We start from the raw sequence: 25,873 nt of genomic DNA, 5'->3' as shown, positions 1-25,873 counted from the left end.
TTGTCCTAATATCGATTAGTAATGGAGTAATATAACGCCCTTGCTAAGCGGCAACCAACAATACCACAAAACTCAGACAAACCACCGTAAGCACTAAACATAACCAGACACAAAACCGCCAAGCGTTGGTTGTCCGTCTTGAGCTGATTGTTAGGTATGCTCATTACGAATGCTTTTGCTCGCTTAAGCTATAGGACTAACCCATGAAACACCAAAGCTAACTGCACCGCAATAACCACCAAAGCCGAACAACAACCACGTCACTATTTTTGCGGTGGTTCGCTGAAGCTAAAAAGCTGAGCAAATTGAGATAACTAATGACCAATGAATAGACTTGGACAAGAGCACTTAAAACCAGAAAACACTCAGCCACTAACATCAAAGCTTGCCAGTTGAATGAAACTTTCACCTGAAAACGTTTGAGCCACATAGCCGCTGAGGTTCACTACAAATACGATTATTGAAGAGGCTGACTGCCAAACTAAAAAATAGTGCAAACTTAAAGCAACCTAACGCCGCATTAAGGTGTGAGCGACGCTTGTACATAACTTAACGCATTGAACCTTAACCACTAAAGCCCCAGTTTAAACTGAAAATGCCGAGCGTTGCGAATCACTCTTAAATGCTTTGTTATGTAAGTATTGAGCCCATACTCACTTGTCGTTTCTCACTTCCCATTTGAAAATGATGTCGTTATCGAAAATTTCAACCACTTGAATAAGAACATAAAAAGTTGAACTTGATGGCTTAACTATAGCGATATCGCCTTTGTACATTCTTGCGTAATGGCTTGGAAAACGGAACACTGTTGGATCACTAATGTCGCCGAAGTTTCTTGCTCCGGCGGCGACTAAAACAGAACCGTTACAACCATGAAGGTCAACACACCCATGTGTAGGCTGCAATGTAGCCCACTTAATATCGATTGTTCTTTCATCTGTCTCACTAAACTGGACTTCAATTTCGTTCCCGCTATGTACGACCGGGACTCTTCTTTTACCACAACCATAAATTTTATGTATGTTACCGCAGTCAAAAGACTCCTCTTCGACAGCAGCTCTAAGTTTTCGATTGAAGAAGCTTACATTAATATTGTTTTCCAATAGTTTTCTGTAACCTTGAGAATAAATCGTTCCATTTGGGTCTAAAACACCGATTACAACCTCGTTCACTCCGGAGTCGATTAATAGCTGAGCACAAGATGGAATCTTCTGGTCTGTATCTAATTCAACACACGGTTCTAACGTCGTATAAACAGTTGCACCTTTAATCTGTTCATCGGTCAGTTTTCTTATAGCTACGCGTTCAGCATGAACGCTTTTAGTTTCACCACGGTAACCTGTAGCTAATAATTTCCCACTTTTCGCTACAGCAACCCCAACTCGTGGAAACTCAGTGCACTTCAAGTGCTCTTCTATGGCGATCTTCATTAAGTCAGATCTTGAGTAATTATTCGACATACTATCCTACTTACATAACGCCCTGCTAAGCGGCTGACAACATACCATAAAATGCAAACAAACCACCGTAAACACAGACCAACTTTTGGAATACACTCGCCGAGCGTTGGCTGTCCGTCTTAAGCAGCTTGTTAGCTTATTTTATTAGATGTACTTCATTTACGTCTTCACTATCACTCCAACGCTCACACTTTCCAGTGCCGTGTACACGTACCGTTTTCGCGGCAGCATAAGCCGTCAATAACAACGATAACTGTGACTTTCCCGCCAGAGAGTGCTCATCTTTTATTGCCCAATACGTTGTACCAGAGGCGCAGCTAGCTCTGTTAGTTGCCTCACCTGACACATAGAAATAGTGCAATCCATCACTTTGTCTTACTATGATATCCGTTACTTTCCCTTCCACCCAACCAGCAAGAGAGCCACTTGATATTAACATCAAGCCAACGGTAATTACTTTTTTCATATTCTGTTACTATTTAAATAAAGCTAACGCCCTTGCTAAGCGGCTACCAACAATACCACAAAACTCAAACAAACCACCGTAAACACTGAGCACCACCAGACACAAAACCGTTAAGCGTTGGTTGTCCGTCTTGAGCGGATGGTTAGGTATGCTCATTACAAACGCTTTTGCTAGCTTGCACTATAGGACTAAACCATAAAACACCAGAGCCAACTGCACCGCAATAACCACCGAGCCTGAATAACAACCCCGCCACTATTTTTGCGGTGGTTCGCTGAAACAAAAAAGCTAACCAAATTGAGATAACGAACTTTCAATGAACAAGCTCGGCCAAGAGCACTGAAAACGGAAAACACTCGGCCACTAACATCAAAACTTGCCAGTTGAATGAAACTTTCTCCTGAAAAAGTTCGAGCCACATGGCCGCTGAGATTCGCGACAAACAAGATTATTGAAGTGGCTGAACGCCAAACTACAAACCGTTCAAACCCAAAGCAACCTAACGCCGCATTAAGGTGTGAGCGGCGCTTGGCCATACTTGAGCGAAGCGAAAACGCCAAGCGTTGTGAATCACTCTTAAATGCTTTGTTATGCAAATTTTCTTACTTGCAGAAAGTCTCAATATACAGTGCTTCTACTTTGTCTCTAGCCCACTGAGTGCGACGCAAGAACTTAAGCGAAGACTTGATAGATGGGTTATTGTAAAAGCAGTTGATCTGGATTTCCGCGTCCAAGCCTTCCCAACCATAATGTTCCTGTAGACGGACAAGAATTTTCTCTAGCGTCAAACCATGTAGTGGGTTGTTTGGTTGCTCTTGGCTCATTTGGGGAATTCCTGAAATACTTAAAATCAGCCTAAGTCTACCAGATTAGCAGTAGGAACTTAGTAGTTTTACCCACATTTATCGCTATCTGTCTGAACAACCAGAAACGAACAGAAATGAGCTATAGAGTTAAATTACCCTCATTTGCATAACGCCCAATTAAGGGGTGAGCAACGCTACCACCCAAACCTAAAGCATTGTGCCATAAACACTATATTTGAAGTAGAAGCAAAAATGCCAAGCGTTGGGAATCCCTCTTAAATTGTTTGTTATAACTCACTATTCTGACTGCAGTTTCTTATGTAGCTTCAATATATCCGCCGCAATTTTACTCGCTGTTTTATTTTGGATCTTAGTCATTGTATGAGCGACAGCACCTTCAACCATTTTGCCTTCAAAGTTAGCTCTAGGATCACTTTTAGTCATACGTTCTTGTATTGATCGCCAATCACCAAGCAACTCTTCGGGAAAGTGAATATCTAAAAGACTTGAAGTCGCCTCATTGGCACTAAGCAAGCGACTTCTCGCATCACCAGCTCCAATACACAACTCTTCTACTGCATCATCAATACGACCTTTAACATATTGGTATTTCATGTATAAATTCCCTCGGAACTTGAATGAGTTATAAAGTCCAATTAAGGGGTGAACAACGCCTCCACCCAACCTAACGCATAGTGCCATAAACACTAAATTTGAAGTAGAAGCAAAAGTGCCAAGCGTTGTGAATCCCTCTTAAATTGCTTGTTAGTTGCCCAACTTCAAACCTAGTGCTAACATTTGTACACACATAAAATATGGAGTGCATCATGGACACTAGAATTCAATTTCGTGTTGATGAAGAAACGAAGCGACTAGCCCAACAAATGGCTGAAAGCCAAGGCAGAACACTAAGTGATGCTTGTCGTGAACTGACTGAGCAACTGGCTGACCAACAGAGAAAGACTTTATCTCACGACGCATGGTTAACTGAACAAATTAACTTAGCTTTTGAGAAGTTTGACTCAGGAAAAGCCACTTTTATTGACCATGAGTCAGCTAAATCTCGTATGGACGAGCGTAAAGCTAAAATCCGTAACCGAGGCAAATTATGATTTTGTGGGAAGAAGAGTCTCTCAACGATCGCGAAAAGATCTTTGAGTTTCTCTACGACTTCAACCCCGAAGCTGCTGACAAAACCGACGATATTATTGAAGCAAAAGTTGAGAACCTTTTAGAGCAACCTCATATGGGAGTCCAGCGTGACGGAATTAGAGGGCGATTGCTCATTATTCCTGAGATTTCGATGATTGTTTCCTACTGGGTTGAAGGTGATATCATTCGAGTTATGCGCGTGCTACACCAAAAACAAAAATTCCCAACGGACTAATTATGTCGACTGGGAAACTAACGCCACGTTAAGGGGCAGCAACGCTACCACAGTCTTAAAGCATTGTGACATAAACACTTATGCTAAACTGTGAGACAAAATTGCCAAGCGTTGACTGTCCCTCTTGAACGTATTGTTAGCTCTAAGTGCTCGGCGATATATATGTCTTATAACTATTGAAATGCGTCGCCCAAGTTTTCTAAGGTTTTATAACCACACTTTTCGCAAACCACGTACCTATCGATTAAATCTAAAGATGCACCTACAGGGCTAGCGACCCCACCAAAGAAACCTTCAAGGAAAGCCTTAAATTGTTCTTTCTTACTTTTACCGTATTTCGAAGGCTTCTGCTTTATTAGTTCCTTATGCTCGGTTTTTTCACCACACTTCTCACAAAAACTAAGACTCATTTCCTACACCTCTAACTGATTTATACCTATTGGAGTAGATAATCACATAATGGCACAAGAAAGATTGAGCTGGTTTCCAGTTAACAAGCAAATTTTGAATTAATTGCCCTGCAAATAGAAGAGAGCTAACGCCCTTGCTAAGCGGCTACCAACGATACCACAAAACTCAGATAAACCACCGTAAACACTAAACATAACCAGACACAAAATCGCCAAGCGTTGGTTGTCCGTCTTGAGCGGATGGTTAGGTATGCTACCTTTGCTAGCTGCACAGGACTAACAAGGCCACAACACTTAAGAGCACGATTAGGACATGAATTAGCCGTATTATTAAAGCGGTAAAACCGAGTGAATATAGCTGGGACAAGATAAGCTTATTTTTATTTTTATTTTTATTTTTATTTTTATTTTTAATCAGGAGACCGACTTATGGGAGTTAAAAGCAAAAACGCTTCAGGAAGATACTGGGCGGAAGTTATTGATGCTGTAAATGAAGTCTATGGTGATAGAGCAGATAACCTTACCTATGGTGGCTACAATAACCACTACGGCTGGGTCAACAGACCTGGCTGGTTTGCTGAGATACGTCGAGGGCTGTATCAGAGTTTAGAGTGGGACAGAACCACAAATACACCACTAACTCGTTGCCAAACCTGTGGTTTTATTATGTCTCCCCAAGCAGTTCAGATAGATCATATCGTTCCCTGGAATATGTATTTAGATGGATTCCGTCACCCCGGCTCACCGATGACTAACCTAGAAGCACGACTCCTATATAATGATCCGGCTAATTTGCGTGCCATTTGTGCTCTATGTAATGGTGCCCATCCGGAGGCGCGCGCTCCAGCGGGTAATACCCGGGGAGCATTTGAACGAGCTGCAGCTCAGCGCATTGATTTCCTAGTTGGGCTCCGCCTTAATGACGGTGACGATTAAGTGGCTTCTTAAAACGGAAAACTCTCAATCACTGACGTCAAAACTTGGCCAGTTAAATGAAGCCTTCACCTGAAAAAGTTTGAGCCACATAGCCGCAGAAACTAGCAATAAAGAAAGATTCGAAGTGGCTGAGTACAACAATAAAAACTGTAAAGACTTAAAACAACCTAACGCCGCATTAAGGTGTGAGCGGCGTTTGGCTATACTTGAGCGAAGCGAAACTGCCAAGCGTTGCGAATCACTCTTAAATGCTTTGTTAGCTAAGTACACTAGATTGCTGGCTCAATAGATAAAAGCAAAATTTCTCCATCTACGAAACCAACATTTACTTCAACCCCATCTAAACTTAAGTTGTAAGGTTTTTTCGCCTTGAGGCTTTCATAGATACTATGTAACAGTTGCTTTGCGTTGGTCCCTTCCGTCAACTGAAAAATTGACCCAAGATACATATATTGAGTTAGTGCTACATCTTGAGCACAATCTTCTATCCTATCGTAAGGGGATTTCAATTTAAGCTCAGCTAACATTTCACGCTTATTTTTCATAGCCGTTAAAATATCTACTTTGGCACAAGCATTGGGGTAAATATATTCATATACCTTAAACTCACCCTCCGTCGTACCAATATAACTATTCAATTGAGACACTGTATCTATTCTAAGTTCATGTCCAATAGTGCCTTCAATATCTTTTATTTTATTCAGTTCTTTTTCAAGGCTTAATCGTTCCCTTTCACTAAGAGATGCTAAGTATTCTGAAGCCAAAGACACCTTAACGTCTGATTTAGTTACCTGTAACTCAGGCTTAGCTGCGAATGCCAGTTCATTATAATAGTTAAATAGATTTATGATGCTTACTTTTGTCGTTCTCACATCCGAGCGATTTTCATTTTCTGCTTGTGCGTTAAAAGTCAACATTAGCAACGCTAATAGTATAGTTTTCAGTCCATTAGACATTTTTCATGATCCTTACCGTAATTTATTTTTCGGTGCATAAATGTAGCTAACGCCCTGTTAAGGTGTGAGCAACGCAATACTAAAGCCGCCGCATGCCACCTTAAACACTAAACTCAACGCATAGCAAAAATGCCACGCGTTGCGAATCACTCTTAAACAGCTTGTTAGGCCTTACTACGAGCAAATCTCGAGCACATCCTTGGATTTCTGGAATAGCTCGTCATATGTGACAACTTCAACGCCAGCTAAAGTGTTTCTGAACAGTTCAAATGACTTGAACATTTCTGGGTTTTCCATTTCTCGCTGGATGTTGCCGATAACTACAATACATCTAGGGTTGAAAGCTGAAAAGTCAATATCAGAAGTTTCTGCATTGAGCTTGTAGTACTCCTTAAGCACCTTATCTTTATAATTTAATACCTGAACAATGCTTCCTGATAAATCCGAACTTATTGTATAAGCACCATTCCTATACTTATTCCCCAAAGTGCGAGTTCTAGGGGTCTTTATCTCGACTAGCACGACATTAGATGTTGATTTATTAGCATAAATAAAATCAACAATAGAGCCACCTTTATTAAGAAGTGATTTACCACCTAAATAGCAACGACTACCTATTTGTATAAGGCTCTGTGGAAATATCTGAGAAAGAACTGATGGACATCTTTCGAATAGTTTCTGCCAAAATTCTTCTGAAGAATTTAGATGGTTACTATCCCAAAGTGCAATGGCTTCTCTTAATGAAAGCTCTACTTTTTCATCCAGCTCTGGAGCAGGGATCTTTTCATATTCTAGGAAACTTTTTATCCTATCTAAGTGCTTTAACTTAGCTTCCTTTAACCATTTGGCTGAATAGAGCTCAGGCTGAAGGTCGATAAGCCTATGATGGCTTGGACACAACAACATGTAATTATCTTCTCGAAGATACCCCGGAAATCCAATGTTAGGATTATGCCTTGGACCATTGGGCATAAATGATTCTATAAAAGCAACCTCTCCGATGAACGTCTCACCATCAACACTTAGGTTTTGCCCACACCCCGGAAACGAACACTGGCTACCACTTTCGGCAACTAGTTTTTTCTTTTTCTCAATTGAAATTACATTTCTCTTCATTACTAAGTCTAGTGTTCCTAATTGAAGACAGAGGCCTAACGATTAGCTAAGTGGCTAACAAACCTGCCACCTCACTCAATTTAAACACCTTAAACACACAACTAAACCAAACTGAAAATGCCAAGCGTTTGTTAGTCCGTCTTTAGCGCCTTGTTAGTTTGCCACAGCGATATAGCCAAAGGTTTAGCGCCAAGGTGCTGAATTGGTTACAAAACTACTGGCTTTGAACTCATAAGTAAAATGAATAGTTCGAAATTCAAACCAAATAACCAAACGTGCTTGGCAAAGAAGACTTTCGAAGATGCTTACAACCACACACGCCAATTCCTAAAAAGATGCTATTGCCTAAAAACACCAAAGAAACAGCACCAAAGAACTTGGGAAAAAGAACCTTACTAACACTGAAGAACTGAATGACACGGAAACCACTTAACCGAAAAACCCACTACACGTGATGATAAATACGATGATAATGAGCGAAGAACTAGCAGGTGAATAGCAAAGAAACCGAGCCAGCTTTTAGGCCCAAAACGCTTTTCTGCCCTTTGCAAACTAACGCCGCGTTAAGGGGTGAGCAACGCCACCACCGAACCCAAGCCATTGTGCAGTAAACACTAAAGCTGAATCAAACGGAAAATGCCAAGCGTTGAGAATCCCTCTTAAACGCTTTGTTATGAGGCAACTTGAAGCGACAAAGAAAGGAAGTTTTCATCGCTTTCAGTCACCTTATAGCCAAGAGATTTGTAAAACCTTACCGCTGACTCGTTTCTAGTAAAACTTGATAAAGTTACATGACTACGCCCTTGCTCTCGCGCTATTTCGTGAACCATATTCATTACCCTTCCACCCAATTTTTGATTTTGAAATTCTGGGAACACAATGAGTAAATGCACATGAAAAGCGTTTTCGTAAGGCTTGAAGCCTAGCATTCCAACTTGCGTGTTATTGACATAAACCCAGTAAAACCAATGCGGCTCATAGTCTTTTTTTAAACGATTAACCTAAAACTCATCACACCAGCCAAAGACGGCGTCAACATGCGAATAAAGTCCCTGTTTTACAACAGAGAACAGACTTTCAAACTCATCAATTTCTATTTGTATTAGTTGAATATCCATATGCCTCATAACGCCTTGTTAACGCGCGAGAAACTAGTGTGCCATACTATTGAGCGAAGCGAAAATGGCACGCGTTTTGAGTCGCTGTTGAACAATTTGTTATAGCTACAACTCTACGAACTTCGCCATTCAGATAAAGCCTCAGTGACGTTAAAGTTAGTTCTGAAATTAGCTACTTTCCTCGGTGCAAAATACACCGGTTTCGCACGGATACTAATAGCAAGTTGATCGATATATGATTTGCCCGTTGATTTATAACTTGATGCTTCCGAATGAGTTAATTGAATCTCTATGGTAAACATGCCGACAGTTCCACATACCACCGACAAATACATATCGTTTGTGTGTTGGAAAAGAAGCCATGACATGTGTTCTTCATCTAAGACTACCACCAACCCTCCAGTAGCTATAACGCCGCATTAAGGTGTGAGCGGCGCTTGGCTATACTTGAGCGAAGCGAAACTGCCAAGCGTTGCGAATCACTCTTAAATGCTTTGTTAGCTCTCATTTGTACCTAGCTTTTTAGTTAACCATGTATATGTTGTCATTGGCTCTTCAAAGCACGGTTTTGTAACTTTTTCTAAGTCACTTTGAATTACTTCTAGCTTAATTCGAATCGTATCGTCCTCTGCAAATGAGTCCCAGAATATCCCTTCATGGATTCTCATTTGTTCTAGATGCCTTTGAAACTCGTCATCACTCATAGGGACACGACCTTGACGTTGCCAGTAGTGTGTTGCTAATTGTCTCGATGAGGCAAAGATACTATTAAGTACTTTATTCGTTTCAATAAAAACCTCTTCACTCTCCGCACCAAATGAGGCCATAAACCTATATTTCATCGTTTGGAATTTCGTAAAAACTTCTTTTCTAGATTCGTAGCGCTCAAAGACAATATACCCGCGATCTAGTAACTCCGATTCTTCTTTGCTTTCCGTTTCACCTTTAACCCGAGATGAACCTTCGCTCGCTGAGGCAAATGGGCTACGGATTACCGCTATAGCATCTTTAATTTCGAAAAAACAAGCTAATACTTCTTCCGCCAGTTCAATTCTACGCTTGCCAATGAACTCTCGCTTCCAAGCACCTACACCAGAAATTATTGCCCAACAAGCGGATATGATCGCTATAGTTTTTGCTATTAGTGCTAATGTTTCCATAATTCCTCACTTGAGAGCTAACGCCCTTGCTAAGCGGCTACCAACGATACCACAAAACTCAGACAAACCGCCCTAAACACCACACATAACCAGACACAAAACTGCCAAGCGTTGGTTGTCCGTCTTGAGCGGATTGTTAGGTATGCTCATTACAAACACCTTTGCTAGCTTGAACTATAGGACTAAGCTATGAAACTACAAAGCTCAATGCACCGCAATAACCACCAAAGCCGAACAACAACCGCGTCACTATTTTTGCGGTGGTTTACTGAAGCAAAAAAACTAACCAAATCGAGATAACTAACTACTAATGCATAAACTTGGGCAAGAGCACTTAAAACAGAAAACACTCAGCCACTGACGCCAAAGATTACTAATTAAATGAATCTTTCACCAGAAAAAGTTAGGGCCACATGGCCGTTTAAATTCGAGACAAATACGATTATTGAAGTGGCTGACTGCCAAACTAAAAAACCGTACAAACTTAAAGCAACCTAACGCCCTTGCTAAGCGGCTACCAACAATATCACAAAGCTCAGACAAACCACCGTAAACACTGAGCACTACCAGATACAAAACCGCTAAGCGTTGGTTGTCCGTCTTGAGCGGATGGTTAGGTATGCTCATTACAAGCGCTTTTGCTAGCTTAAGCTATAGGACTAAACTATCAAACACCAAAGCTCAATGCACCGCAATCATCACCAAAGCTGAATAATAACCTCGTCACTGTTTTTTGCGGTGGTTCGCTGAAGCCAAAAACTAACCGGATGGAGATAGCTAACTTTCAACGAACAAGCTTGGCCAAGAGCACTTAAAACAAGAAAACACTCAGCCACTAACGTCAAAGCTTGCCAACTAAATGAAGCCTTCACCTGAAAAAGTTCGAGCCACACAGCTGCTGAAATTCGCGATAAACAAAGCAGTTGAAGTGGCTGAGCACCAAACTACAAACCGTTCAAATCCAAAGCAACCTAACGCCCTTGCTAAGCGGCTACCAACGATACCACAAAACTCAGACAAACCACCGTAAACACGATACCCAACCAGACCCAAAGCCGCCAAGCGTTGGTTGTCCGTCTTGAGCGGATGGTTAGGTATGCTCATTTCGAGTGCCTTTGCTAGCTTGAGCTATAGGACCAGCCCATGAAACACCGAAGCCAACTGCACCGCAATCACCACCGAAACTGAATAGCAATCACATCACTTTTTTGCGGTGGTTCACTGAAGCAAAAAACTAATCGGATGGAGATAGATCACTTTCAACGAACAAGCTTGGCCAAGAGCACTTAAAACAAGAAAACACTCAGCCACTAACGTCAAAGCTTACCAGTTGAAGAAACTTTCACCTGAAAACGTTTGAGCCACATGGCCGCTGAGATTCGCGACAAACAAGATTATTGAAGTGGCTGACTGCCAAACTAAAAAACAGTGCAAACTTAAAGCAACCTAACGCCCTTGCTAAGCGGCGACCAACAATAACACAAAACTACAGCAAACCACCGTAAACACTAAACATAACCAGACACAAAATCGCCAAGCGTTGGTTGTCCGTCTTGAGCTTATTGTTAGGTATGCTCATTACGAACACTTTAGCTAGCTTGAGCTATAGGACTAACCCATGAAGCACCAAAGCCAACTACACCGCAATAACCACCGAAACTGAATAGCAACAACGTCACTATTTTTGCGGTGGTTCACTGAAGCAAAAAAGCTAACCAAATTGAGAGAACGAATTTTCAACGAACAAACTTGGCCAAGAGCACTTTAAACGAGAAACACTCAACCACTAACATCAAAGCATGCCAGTTGAATGAAACCTTCACCTGAAAATGTTCGAGCTACATGGCCGCTGACACTAGCGACAATAAAAGGATTCGAAGTGGCTGATTACAAAACTACAAACCGCAAACACTTAAAGCAACCTAACGCCCTTGCTAAGCGGCAACCAACCATACCACAAAGCTCCAGCAAACCACCTTAAACACAGTACTAAACCAGACACAAAATCACCAAGCGTTGGTTGTCCGTCTTAAGTAGATTGTTAGGTATGCTCATTACGAACACCTTTGCCAGCTTGAGCTATAGTGCTAAACCATGAAACAACAAAGCTAACTGCACCGCAACAACCACCAAAGCTGGATAATAACCACGTCACTGTTTTTTGCGGTGGCTCGCTGAAGCAAAAAAAACTAACCGGATAGAGATAGCGAACTTTCAACGAACAAACTTGGCCAAAAGCACTTAAAACGGAAAAGCCTCAGCTACTGACGTGAAAGCTTGCCAACTAAATAAAACTTTCACCTGAAGAGCTTCGAGCCACGTAGCCGCTAAAATTCGCAACAAATGAGATTATTGAAGTGGCTGATATCAAGACTAAAAAGCCGTACAAACTTAAAGCAACCTAACGCCCAATTAAGGTGTGAAGCACGCGACCACGGCACTCAACTTTACCACCGTAAACACCGAACTCAACCCAAACCAAAAATGCCAAGCGTGCTGAATCACTCTTAAATTGTTTGTTAGCCGCTCATGCCAACGATAGCCCACCATCAACTACTAACGTGTGACCAACTATATAGCTGGCTTTATCTGATAATAAAAACTCAATTGCATTGACGATTTCGTCGATTTCCCCAAAACGATTGATAGGTACTACGTCAGAAACATCAGCGCGGATATTAGAGTTTTCAAGTTGCCTTTCTTCCCATCTGGGAGTCCACGTTACACCAGGAGCAACCGCATTGATTCGAATTCCAGATTTGATACTTTCTAGGGCAACTGATCTCGTTAGCCCCTCAAGGGCGTGCTTAGCAGCACTATACATTGATGCATTGGGTGTTGGCCTAAGACCATTAACAGAACTTACATTTACTATGGATGCACCAGCTTCCATTAGTTTCAATTCAGACCTCAAACACAAGGCTTGGCACAAAAAGTCCACATGAAGTGTTTCTTTGAGAAGTGGTACATCGACTTGAGGCAGATAGCCTCTAGAAGCAAGAGCCGGAGAAGCGTTGTTGACCGCTACATCCAATTTCCCGTAGTGGTCTGCAATATGAGCAAATAAACCGTCTAATTGTTGCTCATCCGCAATATCAACCGACTGGTAATCAACAGATTTTAATTCTGGATATTTTTGCATAACATCAAGCCAAATCTCCTTCGAACGTGAGCACGTAACAACTTTATATCCCTGCCTCACGAGCCGAAGAACTGAATACAAACCGATACCTTTTGAACCACCAGTGACTAACGCAATTTTCAATTTAGTACTCCTTTCCTATTTATGTGCTTTGACGGCTAACGCCCAATTAAGGGGTGAGCAACGCTACCACCCTACCTAAAGCATTGTGCCATAAACACTAAAATTGAAGTAGAAGCAAAAATGCCAAGCGTTGGGAATCCCTCTTAAATTGTTTGTTAGTTTACCTTTCGCACAAATCACACGATTTAATCATATTGACCATTTCATGCGAATAACTATAATCTTACTGTGATTCCAGATTTGGAGAGTAATCATGCACACATTAACAGCAAATGATGCCAAACGTAATTTTGGTGAGTTACTTCTGAGCGCTCAACGTGAGCCAGTGAAAATTAGCAAAAATAGCAAAGATGCCGTAGTAGTTATGTCGATTAAGGACTATGAAGAGCTGGAAGCAATGAAAACTGATTACCTGAGACATTGTTTCGAGTCAGCTAAGCAAGACTTGGTACAAGGCAATGTGGTTGATGGTGAAGACTTTTTAAACGCCTTATAACCCATTATGCAAAAGAATAAATATAAGCTAAGTAAATTAGCACAGACCCATTTACAAAAAATCAAAAACTATACCGTCAACAATTTCTCTGAGATGCAATGGCGAAGCTACAAAGATACCTTACTAACAGGGTTTCAAATGCTTGCTGACAACCCGGCTGTTGGTCGCAGTTGCGATGAGATATACCCAAGTGGTTTTTATTTCCCAGTGGGTAAGCATACCGCTTACTTTACAAAAGAAGATGGCTTCATTTTAGTTGTTGCTGTACTCGGTCAATCACAACTTCCGCAGAACCACCTGTAATTAAGATTTCACCCTAGGATTGGATTTAGGGTGATGATCTTCACTGGTAAACTAACGCCGCATTAAGGTGTGAGCAACGCTATCATTAAACCTAACCATACCACCGTAAACACAAAACCCAACGATGGAATAAAAAATACCAAGCGTTGGGAATCACTCTTAAATGCTTTGTTATGGCGAGACTATAAAGCGCCTCATTGACTCTCTTCTAGACCCCATTAGCTCTTGATATGATGACACATCAATTTTAAAACATATGTGGTTCTTATCGTGTCGAATGTAGAAACCAGATTTATTCTCACGTAAATAATTCGTAGGAATGTCGAGCAAATGTATGTTCATACCATCTTCGAGTAAGAAATAGATTTGCTTTAGCCGGCTGTCATCTATTTTGTCTAATGAAACCTCTAGCCACCAAACTGGTAATGCCTTGTTGATCTTTGAAAAGTGAGTATTGCGACTTCGAAAGTCAACACCATATATACTTCTCGCTCGTTGCATTGCTTCTGACTTTTTCATGATTCATGTCCTATCCTTGGATACAAATCAATTATAGCAACTGATTGAATACAACTTACCTAGCGCCATAACGCCCTTGCTAAGCGGCTACCAACGATACCACAAAACTCAAACAAACCACCGTAAACACTGAGCACAACCAGATACAAAACCGCTAAGCGTTGGTTGTCCGTCTTGAGCGGATGGTTAGGTATGCTCATTACGAGCATCTATGTTCGCTTAAGCTATAGGACTCACCCATGAAACACCAAGGCCAGCTGCACCGCAATAACCACCAAAGCGAACAACAACCCCGCCACTATTTTTGCGGTGGTTAGCTGAAGCCAAAAAGCTAACCAAATTGAGATAACGAACTTTCAACGAACAAACTTGACCAAGAGCACTTAAAACGGAAAACACTCAGCCACTGACATCAAAGCTTGCCAATTGAATAAAACTTTTACCCGACAAAGTTTGAGCCACATAACCACTAAAACTAGTGACAAAGAAAGATTCGAAGTGGCTGAGCACCCAACTAAAAAACGACCAAATCTAAAGCAACCTAACGCCCAATTAACGTGTGAGCAACGCATACACTGAACTTAACCACTGCGCTGTAAACGCTTAACTCAACCCGAAGTGAGAGCGCCAAGCGTTGCGAATCACTCTTGAACAGTTTGTTAGCTATCAATATTAATCCTATTTCTTGATAAATCCAAATGCCGAAATATGCCCATATATGCATATTAACTATGCAGTTGGCTAAAGATAACTAAAGAGGATACAAAATAAGTACTGATACTAGTTTTACTATCGATGTTAACCAATTGATTAAAGAAATTTTTGGTGGGAATACGCATAGAAATGACTTGGCTGTAGGGTTGTACAACGATGTAGAAGGCTTAATTAAAGTAGATTACTATCTTGACCACGGAAGTATTGTTGACATAAGCAAAGGAAATGCTGTTAGCAGCCAGAGTTTATGGGAGATCGGCGTTCATGCTAAAGGTGCCGGCTCTAATATAACTCTGAATGTAACTATGCCAAACGGCTCCGGTTGGGCAATAATGGCAGCAACTCCATCCAACAAAGAAAACTATTTTAAAGTAGCGCACAATAAAAATGGCTATAAGGACGCAAAATCTGCGCACAAAGCTGCTGAAAAAGATGGCAAGCATTACTCAACAAAAGGGATTTATGACGAAAAACTCAATGGTTACAATGCTGTAATTAGTATTACAGGTGAAACTCCGGCAGCTTGCTGCATTGTCTTTGACAATTAAAGTAAATTCCAAAAGGGCTTGGTTATTTTGCTAAGCACTAATTCTAATTGCTAGCTAACGCCGCATTAAGGTGTGAGCAGCGCTTGGCTATACTTGAGCGAAGCGAAAGCGCCAAGCGTTGCGAATCACTCTTAAATGCTTTGTTATGTGTTGCCATCATTAGTCACGATATCGTCATCGTATATCTCGACTAAATAGCCTTCCTGTATAACATAATCATAGTTTTCAATTTGCCACTGTTTCTCAAGCTCACTGCGCTGCTTCATTTTTGCAGCACGCTCAACACCTGCTTCCTTCCACCCCCGCATGCGTGAAAGCATACTCAGAACCTTATCAATATCAAAATCTGATCCCTTCGGCTCTTTAATATATAGGATAAGTCGGTATGTCACACCTTTATCGTATCTAGGCATTTCTTGCCGCGCTGTGGCAAAACCGTAGTAAACATGTATTTCGTGTTCCTTCTCTTGATTACCGGTACTTTCGCAACCGACCAGAAAAAGAGCAAAAAATAAAGTGATTAAGAATTTCATAGTCCTTCCTGATTACACATAACGCCGCGTTAAGGGGCAGTAACGCGCTGCCACCAAACTAAAATTTACCACCGTAAACACAAATACCAATATTTGAGCCAAACTCGCCACGCGTTAACTGTCCCTCTTGAACGCTTTGTTATGTTCGAACTTATAGCGCCACGATAGCTTCTATTTCTATGTGTAAGTCCGGATGAATTAAATTTGAGACTTCAACAAGAGAACAAGCAGGCAAATGAACATCATAGAATTCAAATAGTAGTTCTCTAACGCCGGCTAACATACTTATGTCGCGAACAAAGATTGTAATTTTGACCAAGTCGCTTTTTGATCGCTGCTCAAGTCTGAGTATCTCGGAGATTTGACCGAGAATTACTTTACTTTGAGCGAGCATATCCAAAGATTGAGAGTCCGTTCCATAAGCGGTAAGCCTTGATATAAAAAGCATTTTATTGTGCTTTGTAGCCTGAACGTAAGGACCTGCAATTTGAGGTAATCCTTCGTAATTTACCCTTTCGACCACTTTATTTCTCCCCAGAACATAACGCCCAATTAAGGGGTGAACAACGCCTCCACCCAACCTAAAACATTGTGCCATAAACACTAAAATTGAAGTAGAAGAAAAATGCCAAGCGTTGTGAATCCCTCTTAAATTGCTTGTTATACGATTTTGAACAACGCCTCATACAATTCTTCTATTGTGTTCAAAATTGCGAATTTTGACTTTGACACAACCCTGATTGATGGCCTTTCATTTTTAGTACCTTCCGCATTTCCTTTTGTATGTTTCGCAATAGGAAAATCACTGATGTCAGGCAACTTTTTGTTTGGCTCACCACCAAAGAACAAGAATGGACCGAGCTCCATCGTTGTTTCGTTAAAGTAAACCCAAACGACACAACCTGATGGTTTATTAGCTAAAGCGACATGGATTTTTTGACGTGCTGTGCTCGAACCAATATGAGAGGTTTTAAGTTGAACATGACGAAAAGCACCAAGGTCTTCCATGATTAGATCATAGCCTTGATTGTCTACCTCTGGTTTGGAAATTTCGATGGAACAACTGCCATTTTTCCATGACATTTTAAGTAGTTCGCTAATCAATGAGTGCTCGATTAGCTTCTCTCGAAAGGAAGAATTTAAGTAATGTTGTTCCATATTTTCCTCTTAATCGTATAACGCCGCGTTAAGTGGTGAGCAACGCTACCACCAAGCCTAAACCATTGTGCCGTAAACACAAAATTAAAAGCAAACCGAAAATGCCAAGCGTTGGGAATCCGTCTTAAACGCTTTGTTATGTTTATGTCTCTAAGGCTAGCGCTTGAATTGCTTCCGGAATAGATGAGAACTGGATTTTTGTTATGCAAACTCCAGCCTTTGAAAACTCGTGCTCTTGAATTAGTTGAGTGACAAATTCTAGGGATAACCGCTTACCGTCAACTTCGTAGTCATAACTTCCGGTGCTATCTCTAACTACGTAACTTTGTCCACCACTGTCTATTAAACGGTCTGAGGAGCTCCAAATTAACGCCTCTAGCTCAAGAACCAAATCTTGCTCAGAATAGTTCTGAATCCCCTTCTAGCTTTAGGATGCATGGCCACTGAATCATCATTTTCTCCGATAAACATAACGCCGCGTTAATGGGCAGACAACGCTACCGCAAACCTAAGCTATTGTGACATAAACACTAATGCCAAACTGTGAACCAAAACTGCCAAGCGTTGACTGTCCAATTAAACGCTTGGTTATGGGGAGTTAAGACAACCACTACAATCACCACAACACATGAGCGCTTTGCAACCACGAAACCCCACAAACCAATATGCAGCAACCAAATAATGCCCAAGGAAGAAACCTAACAACAACGATACAGCCAACTAAAACAAAGAAGGGCCGCCCCACTTAGTCAAGAGTTAGCTAATTGCCGCTGTACCAATTTCACTTGGGAGCCAGATTCAATCGGCAGATTAGCAGTCATGAAAAACTCAAAGCGGCTTTTCACCAGAGGTTAAAATTTTGAACAAATAGTGCTATGAAACTCGCAACAGACTCAGAACTAACAAACCAAATAAGAACCAAATCTTGCTGCACCATAACGCCGCGTTAAGTAGTGAGCAACACTACCACTGAACCTAACCTATTGTGCCGTAAACACTAAAACTGATTCAAACCCAAAGTGCCAAGCGTTGCGAATCTGTCTTAAACGCTTTGTTATGCTCGTACTTAAAGAAATTGAAGGACTAAACAAGCAATGAACGCTGGCAGACCCGCTATGAAGAAAACTAAGCCTGTTTGGTAATTCATTCGATAGTGCTCTCGTTCGTCTTTTTCGAAATCATGCCCTTCTACCAGTTTGTAGACTTTATCTGTTCTAGGATCATCTAACCGAGTCGTCTTGCTATGGACACCGCCTTCCCACATTAGCTTCGCCAAAACCCATATGACGATGACGACAAAGAAAAGAAAATCGACCAACTGAGTAGTAGCAAAGAATGGGACAAACTGGGCTAGAGCGATAACAACAAGAGCTGCTGAGAGATTAATTAGAACTACTTTCTTGAATAAATCGAGCAAAATCATCTCCTAGAGCATAACGCCGCGTTAAGTGGTGAACAACGCTACCACCCGACCTAACTCATTGTGCCGTAAACACTAAAGTTGATTCAAACTAAAAATGCCAAGCGTTGTGAATCCGCCTTAAACGCTTTGTTATGTTGCGAACTCATCGATATACAATTTACCTAAAATCGATTCAACAGCAGCAATTTTACCGCCACTACCATGATAAGTTTCAGCGCAAAGATGTATTACTTGCCCGCAGAGCTTGCAAACAAAGTAATTGCTTACGAAATCGCCCCAATTTTTCCCATTAGCTATTTGGGAAAAAGGCTGGCCATAAGAGCCAAACCCTAAATATTTGAGGTTTCCCTTCTCTGTGTTTGTTCTTAAAAGAAGTATCGATTCCGTTAACTTTTGGGGATTTCGAATCTCCCTGACTAATCGAGAACACTTTCCACAACTCATCCCAATGTCCTTTTGATAGCTAGAGCAACATAACGCCCAATTAAGGGGTGAACAACGCCTCCCCCGAACCTAAAGCATTGTGCCATAAACACTAAATTTGAAGTAGAAGCAAAAATGCCAAGCGTTGTGAATCCCTCTTAAATTGCTCGTTATGTGTTTACTCAAAGTAACCCTCGGAAGCAATTGCAACCGATTGAAAGTACAACCCTTCACCTTCTTCTAGGTCAGGAAGAGTTGGACGCCAGAAAGATAACTGAAGCTCTTTAAACACGTAGCTATAGCCTAACTCTGGATCAGCATGATCATAGTTACCTTCTAGCTGAACTCGTTCGAGCACATTAGCCGCTAATGTCCTATGTACGTCAAAGCCAAACAATGTCGTTGAAAACAACTCAGACGCAGCAGCTTCAATGAACTCAACTCTTCCTTCATTATTAAAATCTACCATGAGACCATCTAAAAAATGATGGCGATGACCATAGATGTAATCAGAAGCTCCGATAACATTGCTCACTTCAGTTTCTGTCATACCAAGCTTGACTGGACCGATTGAGTTTCCTAGTTGAATTTCGAAAATTTCCATTTTTGTCCTAAAAACACATAACGCCCTTGCTAAGCGGCTACCAACCATACCACAAAACTCCAACAAACCACCGTAAGCACTATACTCACCAGACACAAAATCACCAAGCGTTGGTTGTCCGTCTTGAGCTGATGGTTAGGTATGCTCATTACAAACGCTTTTGCTCGCTTAAGCTATAGGACTAACCCATGAAACACCGAAGCTAACTGCACCGCAATCCCCACCGAAGCTGAATAACAACCACGTCACTATTTTTGCGGTGGCTCGCTGAAGCAAAAAAACAACCGGATGGAGATAGCGAACTTTCAACGAACAAACTTGACCAAAAACACTTAAAAACAGCAAACACTCAGTCACTAACATCAAAGCTTGCCAGTTGAATGAAACCTTATCTAAAAAAGTTCGAGCCACATAGCCGCAGAAACTAGCGAAAAAGAAAGATTCTAAGTGGCTGAGCACCCAACTAAAAAACCGTACAAACTTAAAGCAACCTAACGCCCTTGCTAAGCGGCTACCAACAATAACACAAAACTCAAACAAACCACCGTAAACACCAAACTCAACCAGACACAAAACCGCTAAGCGTTGGTTGTCCGTCTTGAGCGGATGGTTAGGTATGCTCATTACAAACGCTTTTTCTCGCTTAAGCTATAGGACTAAACCATGAAACACCAAAGCTAAATGCACCGCAACAACCACCGAAGTTGAATAACAACCACATCACTATTTTTGCGGTGGCTCACTGAAGCCAAAAAGCTAACCAAATTGAGATAACGAACTTTCAACGAACAAACTTGACCAAGAGCACTTAAAACGGAAAACACTCAGCCACTGACATCAAAGCTTGCCAATTGAATAAAATTTTACCCGGCAAAGTTTGAGCCACATAACCACTAAAACTAGCGACAAAGAAAGATTCGAAGTGGCTGAGCACCAAACTAAAAAACGTACAGTCTTAAAGCAACCTAACGCGCGTTAATGGGCAGACAACGCTACCACATACTTAAACCATTGCGACATCAACACAAAAACAAAAATGTGAGATAAAGCTGCCAAGCGTTGGCTGTCCCCTTGAACGCTTTGTTATGTTTATTTTGGGAAACCTTCTAACTTAACTGCTTGCAAACCCAGCTTATGCCACTCTGCTTGTTCTGAACAGAATATTTGAGCATCAAGAACCTTTGATGGCTCTTCATTTAAAGAACCAGCTGGAACAATTAGAAATTTCCCACTTTGAGTCAAAAATGGTAAACCTGAACCACAATCCGTACAAAATGCCTTAGAAAAAGAACGAGTTGGATGGTCATAGCGCTTTATCTTGTCGTCACCTTTAATCCACTTAATGTTAAGCGGAGACGTAAACAAGTTCGACGCATGAGCCGAGCCTGTTAGTTTCCTACACTGTTCACAATGACAGAAGAAGAACTTACCGAAGTCATCATTAAGTTTAAAGGCGACGCTTTCACAGCAACAACTACCAGTAACCTCTTTAGCCATACCAAAACTCCATGTTTGTCTTTTGTACTGTAAACATAACGCCCTTGCTAAGCGGCTACCAACAATAACACAAAACTCAAACAAACCACCGTAAACACTGAGCACAACCAGATACAAAACCACCAAGCGTTGGTTGTCCGTCTTGAGCGGATGGTTAGGTATGCTCAATTACGAACGCTTTGCTCGCTAGAGCTATAGGACTAACCCATGAAACACCAAAGCCAACTGCACCGCAATAAGCACCGAAGCTGAATGACAACCACATCACTATTTTTGCGGTGGTTCGCTGAAGCCAAAAAGCTAACCAAATTGAGATAACTAATGACCAATGAATAGACTTGGACAAGAGCACTTAAAGCCAGAAAACACTCAGCCACTAACGTCAAAGCTTGCCAGTTGAATGAAACCTCCACGTGCAAATGCTCGAGCTACATGGCCGCTTAAATTCGTGACAAACAAAACAATTGAAGTGGCTGAGCGCCCAACTAAAAAACGACCAAATCTAAAGCAACCTAACGCCCTTGCTAAGCGGCTACCAACAATACCACAAAACTCAGACAAACCACCGTAAACACCAAACTCAACCAGACACAAAACTGCTAAGCGTTGGTTGTCCGTCTTGAGCGGATGGTTAGGTATGCTTATTAAGAACGTTTTTGCTCGCTTGAGCTATAGGACTAACCCACGAAACACCAGAGCCGACTGCACCGCAACAACCACCGAAGCTGAATAACAACCACGTCACTACTTTTGCGGTGGTTCGCTGAAACAAAAAAAGCTAACCAAATTGAGATAACGAGCTTCCAATGAATAAACATGACCAAGAGCACTTAAAACGTAAAATAATCAGCCACTTACACCAAATCTTGCCAATTGAATGAAACCTTCACCTGAAAAAGTTCGAGCCACATAGCCACTGAAGTTCGCGACAAAGAAAAATTCGAAGTGGCTGATTACAAAACTACAAACCGTACTAGCTTAAAGCAACCTAACGCCGCATTAAGGTGTGAGCAGCGCTTGGCTATACTTGAGCGAAGCGAAACTGCCAAGCGTTGCGAATCACTCTTAAATGCTTTGTTATAGCGAAGTTTGATGCATTTTCTTAGTCTTATGCAACAAAGGAAAATCGAAAATTGGGATACCATAGGTGAAACTTGGTTCAACTTTATGATTATTTTTATTTGGAAATATATGTTGGTGAGCAGGTCCAAAAGGAACATCTGGATGATCAGGTGCCGAGTCAATTCTATGAACTTGCTCTCCAGATTTATTAAAAAGCATATACGCATAGCTTTTTAAGTTGTTTAAACGCAGTAGCCAGAACCAACCATCTTTCATTACAAAACGTGATTCCCAACCATTATTCCCCTTTTTAGGAGGTGTAAAACTAGCATCCAAATTTAAGGCAATTATTGAAAAAATAGGCTCTATAAGTTCGTCTGGCACATGATCGAGCATGATAAGATCTGGAATATCTATATTTAAGAAAAATAGTGTTCCAAAAAATGAGAGAACACATGCGTTTTTATTCGCATCATATTCATGGGTTTTGCACAGCAAAATTTCTATCATTACAGATGAGCTGTCGCCCATTGTAGTTGCGGCTCGATGGGTAGCAGTGTTCCCACAAACGGCACAACCATTTCCTTTAGAGGCAATAATCACCTGCTCTACATTAGTATTCTCAAGTCTTCCCTCTGCTAATTTACTTGGCTGTTCAAGTACTTGTAGTTGATGCTCTTTCCAAGCTCGAAATACATAATTTTTTTCTTGCGAGTCAAGTAAACTGAATAGCTCTCGTTCTGAACTAAGTACTGTCCAAGTACCTCTATTCCACGGAGTATTTCTACGGTGATCTAGAGTCGAAGAAGGCTTTAGCCTGTAAAGACGAATATAACCACAACCAGTATTTTGATTGTACATAGCCCAACCATGTCCTTTAGACTTAATCCAAAGTAGTGAGTCTGCACCATCAATTAGTCTTTCCCAATAGTCCATCCGATGAGTGATCAGTTCTAAAACATGCTCAATTCTCTTTTCCACATGAAGCATGTTCATTGAAGTCATTTGCACATAGGAATCAATTACTTCTGAAGTAACTTCTTTATTTTCTAAAGCATCATAATTTGAATCTATGGCTATATATGGAGGTTCCATATGTTCTCCTGTGCTCTTCGCTATAACGCCGCGTTAAGTAGTGAGCAACGCTAACCACCTAACCTAACCCATTGCACCGTAAACACTTAACCTGGCTTAGAATGCAAAACGCCAAGCGTTGGGAATCTGCCTTAAACGCCTTGTTATGCGAATTTGCACGCATAAGCCAACTTGGCCCAATGCAGACTACCTTAAGCGCGAAAAACCACAAACAAACCAAACATTTTTTGTGATTCAAGAAACAGCAGGGTCACTATGTTACAGCCGAGATTTTAACAACCACTAAATGCGGCCTTTCAGCAACAATGCTGCTTTTAAACCAACTAACCTAGCAGAACCGAGCGTTCAACAAATACAAAGCGTCGATAGCCTTGCTATTTCCACACTTTGAGCCAGTGGAACTCGCCACAAACCAGCACTGAAAACCAATGAGGCAACCCGCGAATATTGGCATGTTTTACAGCCTGATAGATTCAAGAAATTGAGCCGACAATGCTGAGTTGCCGACACCGAAAGATGGATAGCCAAAGAGAGCGAAAACGAGAGATGGGATAATTTTCCTTCCAGTCGCATAACGCTGCATTAAGGTGTGAGTGATGCTTGGCTATACTTGAGCGAAGCGAAACTGCCAAGCGTTGCGAATCACTCTTAAATGCTTTGTTAGGCGAATTATTCATTGTTCCAAAAATGTTTCATGCAGATACCAAAAGGGAGTTCTAAGTAGCTATGCCGTCTCATCGCCGCCTCGTATTCATCAAGCATTCGCTTACATATTTCTTGCTTATGCTCTGCTGTATAATCTTTGGGGAATCTTACCGTAGAATCCGTTCGGCATAGATCTTCGACTCTACGATATATTGGCAGTAGCATGACATTTTTCAATTTCTGATACATCGACTTTGGTAAAGGAACATAACAGACAGAGCCATTGCTCAAGTAAATAGCAATCTTTGCTTTTACCATTCTTTGCATACCTACAGGGCTTCTAATGTCAGATATCTCACAGTATGCATCCAAGATTGATTTTGCAGAGTAATTAAATCGATGATACCCACCAGATTGAACTTCAATATCTAGCCGATCACTTTGCCTAAAAGGCTCGTCTACAAATAAGGTGCTAAGACTAAACTTACTTGGCGACAGTTTTGTTCGAGAAAATAACGAAGCTTGAACTAAGCGAACATGCGATATATGTGCAGTAACAGGCTTTAAGTTATACACATCAATAGAAAACTCACCATCGTCACCAAACTTAATTTCTGAGACTTTAGCTTTTAGTTTTGGTCGATTAACATTCATTGCGTAAAGTACTGCTGAGAATGCACCTACTCCAGAAAACCAAGTGCCTAACATACTCAAAACATCTACTGTGCTTGCCTTCATTTATCCTCTCTACTGGAGATTTGCCTAACGCCTTGTTAAGGGGTGAGCAACGCAATACCGAAGTTGCCGCATACCACCTTAATCACTTAAAACAACGCATAGTTAAAAATGCCACGCGTTGCGAATCCCTCTTGAACAACTTGTTATGCGTGTTATTCCAGTGATTTTGTCATGGGAATACAATCCAAACTAATACCCCTTGGTGAATGGTAAGTAGATACTTTATCCCCCATAAATCCAAAGGAGCGATAGAAAGGTGCTGCATTTAAAGTTGATTCTAATTTTAGTGAGCACAAACCATTTTCTTTGGCCAAGCTTTCTAAAAAATTCAGCATTTTTTTGGCTACACCGACTCCAAAGTATTCGGGTGCTACAAAAATAGCGTCTACCATACCGGTTTCGATATTAAGCTTACCACTACCAATTACTTGACCATCAGTTTCAGAAACGTAAAAAGTATTAATTACATCTTGAACAAAGCCATCAGAAACTCCGCCTTGCGTCCACAAGGAGAGCTGTTCTTTCGTATAATGGGCTGCACATTTGTCTAAAATAGCGCGTCTTCTTAATTCATAAATTATGTGAACATCAGCTTCAGTAGCTTTTCTAATTACGATCAAAATAACTCCTCCGATGCTTTACGGCATAACGCCCTTGCTAAGCGGCGACCAACCATACACAAAACTCAGATAAACCACCGTAAACACGATACCCAACTAGACACAAAACCGCCAAGCGTTGGTTGTCCGTCTTGAGCTGATGGTTAGGTTGACGATTTCGATACTCTTCCAACATGAACTAAACTTGTAAGCTTTATTAGTGGTTTAATGATTAGTTGGGCACTACCTACAACAAACAACCAAGTACCACTTTCAACAAGAGACTCATTCAAAAAGAAAAAACTACCAACTAAAAACCAAATCGCTATTAGCAAATCATTGATTGCTCCCAAGGCCTCATAACGACGTTGGATGACAATATGTCGATTACCAATGTCTAGATCTAATTTCATTGTTTGGCTCATTTTCACCTCAT

At 41.2% G+C, this 25,873-nt stretch carries 33 protein-coding genes and 1 pseudogene; 6 read left to right on the top strand and 28 right to left on the bottom strand.

All coding sequences use genetic code 11. The features are described 5' to 3' along the window. Window positions 1–5: 5 nt before the first annotated feature. The 6 genes from CTT30_RS06330 to CTT30_RS06305 all read right to left on the bottom strand — a co-directional run bounded on the left by CTT30_RS06330 (window position 6) and on the right by CTT30_RS06305 (window position 3,347). The gene (locus CTT30_RS06330; RefSeq protein WP_252036388.1) at window positions 6–164 is read right to left on the bottom strand and encodes a hypothetical protein; all 159 of its coding nucleotides are present in this window, start codon (window positions 162–164) and stop codon (window positions 6–8) included. A gap of 489 nt (window positions 165–653) precedes the next feature. After that, on the bottom strand, window positions 654–1,460 hold the full coding sequence (locus CTT30_RS06325) for a cytidine/deoxycytidylate deaminase family protein (protein WP_252036387.1): 807 nt from the start codon (window positions 1,458–1,460) through the stop codon (window positions 654–656). Between the two features lie 136 nt (window positions 1,461–1,596). Then, window positions 1,597–1,926: a hypothetical protein gene (locus tag CTT30_RS06320; RefSeq protein WP_252036386.1), complete on the bottom strand. Its 330-nt coding sequence runs from the start codon at window positions 1,924–1,926 to the stop codon at window positions 1,597–1,599. A 9-nt stretch (window positions 1,927–1,935) separates the two neighbouring features. Further along, the gene (locus tag CTT30_RS06315) at window positions 1,936–2,082 is read right to left on the bottom strand and encodes a hypothetical protein (RefSeq protein WP_252036385.1); all 147 of its coding nucleotides are present in this window, start codon (window positions 2,080–2,082) and stop codon (window positions 1,936–1,938) included. 446 nt (window positions 2,083–2,528) lie between these two features. After that, on the bottom strand, window positions 2,529–2,750 hold the full coding sequence (locus tag CTT30_RS06310; protein ID WP_004400149.1) for a VF530 family protein: 222 nt from the start codon (window positions 2,748–2,750) through the stop codon (window positions 2,529–2,531). 279 nt (window positions 2,751–3,029) lie between these two features. Further along, complete coding sequence (locus CTT30_RS06305; RefSeq protein WP_252036384.1) at window positions 3,030–3,347, bottom strand: hypothetical protein; 318 nt, start codon at window positions 3,345–3,347, stop codon at window positions 3,030–3,032. A gap of 212 nt (window positions 3,348–3,559) precedes the next feature. Between CTT30_RS06305 and CTT30_RS06300 the strand changes: the two genes are divergently transcribed. Together CTT30_RS06300 and CTT30_RS06295 are read left to right on the top strand one after the other, a co-directional pair. After that, the gene (locus CTT30_RS06300; RefSeq protein WP_239871581.1) at window positions 3,560–3,844 is read left to right on the top strand and encodes a type II toxin-antitoxin system RelB/DinJ family antitoxin; all 285 of its coding nucleotides are present in this window, start codon (window positions 3,560–3,562) and stop codon (window positions 3,842–3,844) included. After that, window positions 3,841–4,119 (top strand): type II toxin-antitoxin system RelE/ParE family toxin, encoded by a 279-nt coding sequence (locus tag CTT30_RS06295; RefSeq protein WP_025796573.1) that lies wholly within the window; start codon window positions 3,841–3,843, stop codon window positions 4,117–4,119. Before CTT30_RS06300 ends, CTT30_RS06295 begins: the two co-directional genes overlap by 4 nt. 173 nt (window positions 4,120–4,292) lie before the next feature. Here CTT30_RS06295 and CTT30_RS06290 read toward each other — a convergent pair whose 3' ends face one another. After that, window positions 4,293–4,529 (bottom strand): hypothetical protein, encoded by a 237-nt coding sequence (locus tag CTT30_RS06290; RefSeq protein WP_252036383.1) that lies wholly within the window; start codon window positions 4,527–4,529, stop codon window positions 4,293–4,295. A gap of 429 nt (window positions 4,530–4,958) precedes the next feature. On the opposite strand from CTT30_RS06290, the gene CTT30_RS06285 reads away from it, so the two are divergent. Further along, a complete protein-coding gene (locus CTT30_RS06285; protein ID WP_252036382.1) occupies window positions 4,959–5,465 on the top strand; it encodes an HNH endonuclease in 507 nt (168 codons plus the stop codon). 269 nt (window positions 5,466–5,734) lie between these two features. Here the strand turns inward: CTT30_RS06285 and CTT30_RS06280 are convergent, their stop codons facing one another. The 7 genes and pseudogenes from CTT30_RS06280 to CTT30_RS06240 form a co-directional block, all read right to left on the bottom strand. Next, a complete protein-coding gene (locus CTT30_RS06280) occupies window positions 5,735–6,421 on the bottom strand; it encodes a hypothetical protein (protein ID WP_252036381.1) in 687 nt (228 codons plus the stop codon). A 174-nt stretch (window positions 6,422–6,595) separates the two neighbouring features. Continuing rightward, on the bottom strand, window positions 6,596–7,537 hold the full coding sequence (locus CTT30_RS06270) for a Shedu immune nuclease family protein (protein ID WP_193275176.1): 942 nt from the start codon (window positions 7,535–7,537) through the stop codon (window positions 6,596–6,598). 671 nt (window positions 7,538–8,208) lie between these two features. Then, window positions 8,209–8,664, bottom strand: a pseudogene (locus CTT30_RS06265) (GNAT family N-acetyltransferase). A gap of 488 nt (window positions 8,665–9,152) precedes the next feature. After that, complete coding sequence (locus CTT30_RS06260) at window positions 9,153–9,815, bottom strand: hypothetical protein (protein WP_252036380.1); 663 nt, start codon at window positions 9,813–9,815, stop codon at window positions 9,153–9,155. Window positions 9,816–10,205: 390 nt separating this feature from the next. Then, window positions 10,206–10,442 (bottom strand): hypothetical protein, encoded by a 237-nt coding sequence (locus CTT30_RS06255; protein ID WP_252036379.1) that lies wholly within the window; start codon window positions 10,440–10,442, stop codon window positions 10,206–10,208. A 228-nt stretch (window positions 10,443–10,670) separates the two neighbouring features. Then, the gene (locus CTT30_RS06250) at window positions 10,671–10,919 is read right to left on the bottom strand and encodes a hypothetical protein (protein ID WP_252036378.1); all 249 of its coding nucleotides are present in this window, start codon (window positions 10,917–10,919) and stop codon (window positions 10,671–10,673) included. 1,423 nt (window positions 10,920–12,342) lie between these two features. After that, a complete protein-coding gene (locus tag CTT30_RS06240; RefSeq protein WP_239876928.1) occupies window positions 12,343–13,080 on the bottom strand; it encodes an SDR family NAD(P)-dependent oxidoreductase in 738 nt (245 codons plus the stop codon). A 253-nt stretch (window positions 13,081–13,333) separates the two neighbouring features. Here CTT30_RS06240 and CTT30_RS06235 point away from each other — a divergent pair, with 253 nt between their 5' ends. Both CTT30_RS06235 and CTT30_RS06230 read left to right on the top strand, forming a co-directional pair. Further along, a complete protein-coding gene (locus CTT30_RS06235) occupies window positions 13,334–13,576 on the top strand; it encodes a type II toxin-antitoxin system Phd/YefM family antitoxin (RefSeq protein WP_239866745.1) in 243 nt (80 codons plus the stop codon). A gap of 6 nt (window positions 13,577–13,582) precedes the next feature. After that, window positions 13,583–13,879, top strand: a complete 297-nt coding sequence (locus CTT30_RS06230) for a type II toxin-antitoxin system RelE/ParE family toxin (RefSeq protein ID WP_038939651.1) — start codon at window positions 13,583–13,585, stop codon at window positions 13,877–13,879. 171 nt (window positions 13,880–14,050) lie between these two features. On the opposite strand, the gene CTT30_RS06225 is transcribed toward CTT30_RS06230, so the two are convergent. Beyond that, window positions 14,051–14,398, bottom strand: a complete 348-nt coding sequence (locus tag CTT30_RS06225; protein ID WP_239866754.1) for a hypothetical protein — start codon at window positions 14,396–14,398, stop codon at window positions 14,051–14,053. A gap of 59 nt (window positions 14,399–14,457) precedes the next feature. Continuing rightward, a complete protein-coding gene (locus tag CTT30_RS06220) occupies window positions 14,458–14,598 on the bottom strand; it encodes a hypothetical protein (RefSeq protein WP_252036377.1) in 141 nt (46 codons plus the stop codon). 606 nt (window positions 14,599–15,204) lie between these two features. On the opposite strand from CTT30_RS06220, the gene CTT30_RS06210 reads away from it, so the two are divergent. Next, complete coding sequence (locus tag CTT30_RS06210; RefSeq protein WP_252036375.1) at window positions 15,205–15,660, top strand: hypothetical protein; 456 nt, start codon at window positions 15,205–15,207, stop codon at window positions 15,658–15,660. Between the two features lie 143 nt (window positions 15,661–15,803). Here the strand turns inward: CTT30_RS06210 and CTT30_RS06205 are convergent, their stop codons facing one another. The 12 genes from CTT30_RS06205 to CTT30_RS06145 all read right to left on the bottom strand — a co-directional run bounded on the left by CTT30_RS06205 (window position 15,804) and on the right by CTT30_RS06145 (window position 25,862). Further along, window positions 15,804–16,193: a hypothetical protein gene (locus tag CTT30_RS06205; RefSeq protein ID WP_252036374.1), complete on the bottom strand. Its 390-nt coding sequence runs from the start codon at window positions 16,191–16,193 to the stop codon at window positions 15,804–15,806. 151 nt (window positions 16,194–16,344) lie between these two features. After that, complete coding sequence (locus CTT30_RS06200) at window positions 16,345–16,716, bottom strand: RidA family protein (RefSeq protein WP_252036373.1); 372 nt, start codon at window positions 16,714–16,716, stop codon at window positions 16,345–16,347. A 137-nt stretch (window positions 16,717–16,853) separates the two neighbouring features. After that, a complete protein-coding gene (locus CTT30_RS06195; RefSeq protein ID WP_170966842.1) occupies window positions 16,854–17,351 on the bottom strand; it encodes a PDDEXK-like family protein in 498 nt (165 codons plus the stop codon). Between the two features lie 142 nt (window positions 17,352–17,493). Beyond that, window positions 17,494–17,742, bottom strand: a complete 249-nt coding sequence (locus CTT30_RS06190; RefSeq protein ID WP_353505744.1) for a DUF4144 family protein — start codon at window positions 17,740–17,742, stop codon at window positions 17,494–17,496. A gap of 675 nt (window positions 17,743–18,417) precedes the next feature. Further along, window positions 18,418–18,768 carry a hypothetical protein gene (locus CTT30_RS06185; RefSeq protein WP_252036372.1) on the bottom strand — a complete coding sequence of 117 codons (351 nt, stop codon included), beginning with the start codon at window positions 18,766–18,768 and terminating at the stop codon, window positions 18,418–18,420. A 607-nt stretch (window positions 18,769–19,375) separates the two neighbouring features. Next, window positions 19,376–19,801 (bottom strand): hypothetical protein, encoded by a 426-nt coding sequence (locus CTT30_RS06180; protein ID WP_172848009.1) that lies wholly within the window; start codon window positions 19,799–19,801, stop codon window positions 19,376–19,378. Between the two features lie 168 nt (window positions 19,802–19,969). Continuing rightward, entirely contained in the window at window positions 19,970–20,425 is a 456-nt protein-coding gene (locus tag CTT30_RS06175) for a hypothetical protein (protein ID WP_252036371.1), read from the bottom strand. A gap of 465 nt (window positions 20,426–20,890) precedes the next feature. Next, on the bottom strand, window positions 20,891–21,466 hold the full coding sequence (locus CTT30_RS06170) for a GFA family protein (RefSeq protein WP_252036370.1): 576 nt from the start codon (window positions 21,464–21,466) through the stop codon (window positions 20,891–20,893). A 909-nt stretch (window positions 21,467–22,375) separates the two neighbouring features. Beyond that, a complete protein-coding gene (locus tag CTT30_RS06165) occupies window positions 22,376–23,455 on the bottom strand; it encodes a hypothetical protein (protein WP_252036369.1) in 1,080 nt (359 codons plus the stop codon). Window positions 23,456–24,124: 669 nt separating this feature from the next. After that, the gene (locus CTT30_RS06160; RefSeq protein ID WP_252036368.1) at window positions 24,125–24,838 is read right to left on the bottom strand and encodes a hypothetical protein; all 714 of its coding nucleotides are present in this window, start codon (window positions 24,836–24,838) and stop codon (window positions 24,125–24,127) included. Window positions 24,839–24,990: 152 nt separating this feature from the next. After that, complete coding sequence (locus CTT30_RS06150) at window positions 24,991–25,458, bottom strand: GNAT family N-acetyltransferase (protein WP_252036367.1); 468 nt, start codon at window positions 25,456–25,458, stop codon at window positions 24,991–24,993. 143 nt (window positions 25,459–25,601) lie between these two features. Continuing rightward, window positions 25,602–25,862 carry a YrhK family protein gene (locus CTT30_RS06145; protein ID WP_239871653.1) on the bottom strand — a complete coding sequence of 87 codons (261 nt, stop codon included), beginning with the start codon at window positions 25,860–25,862 and terminating at the stop codon, window positions 25,602–25,604. Between the last annotated feature and the right edge of the window lie 11 nt (window positions 25,863–25,873).

Source organism: Vibrio coralliilyticus, from assembly GCF_024449095.1.
GTDB lineage: Bacteria > Pseudomonadota > Gammaproteobacteria > Enterobacterales > Vibrionaceae > Vibrio > Vibrio coralliilyticus_A.
This window is presented reverse-complemented; position numbering and strand designations above follow the sequence as displayed.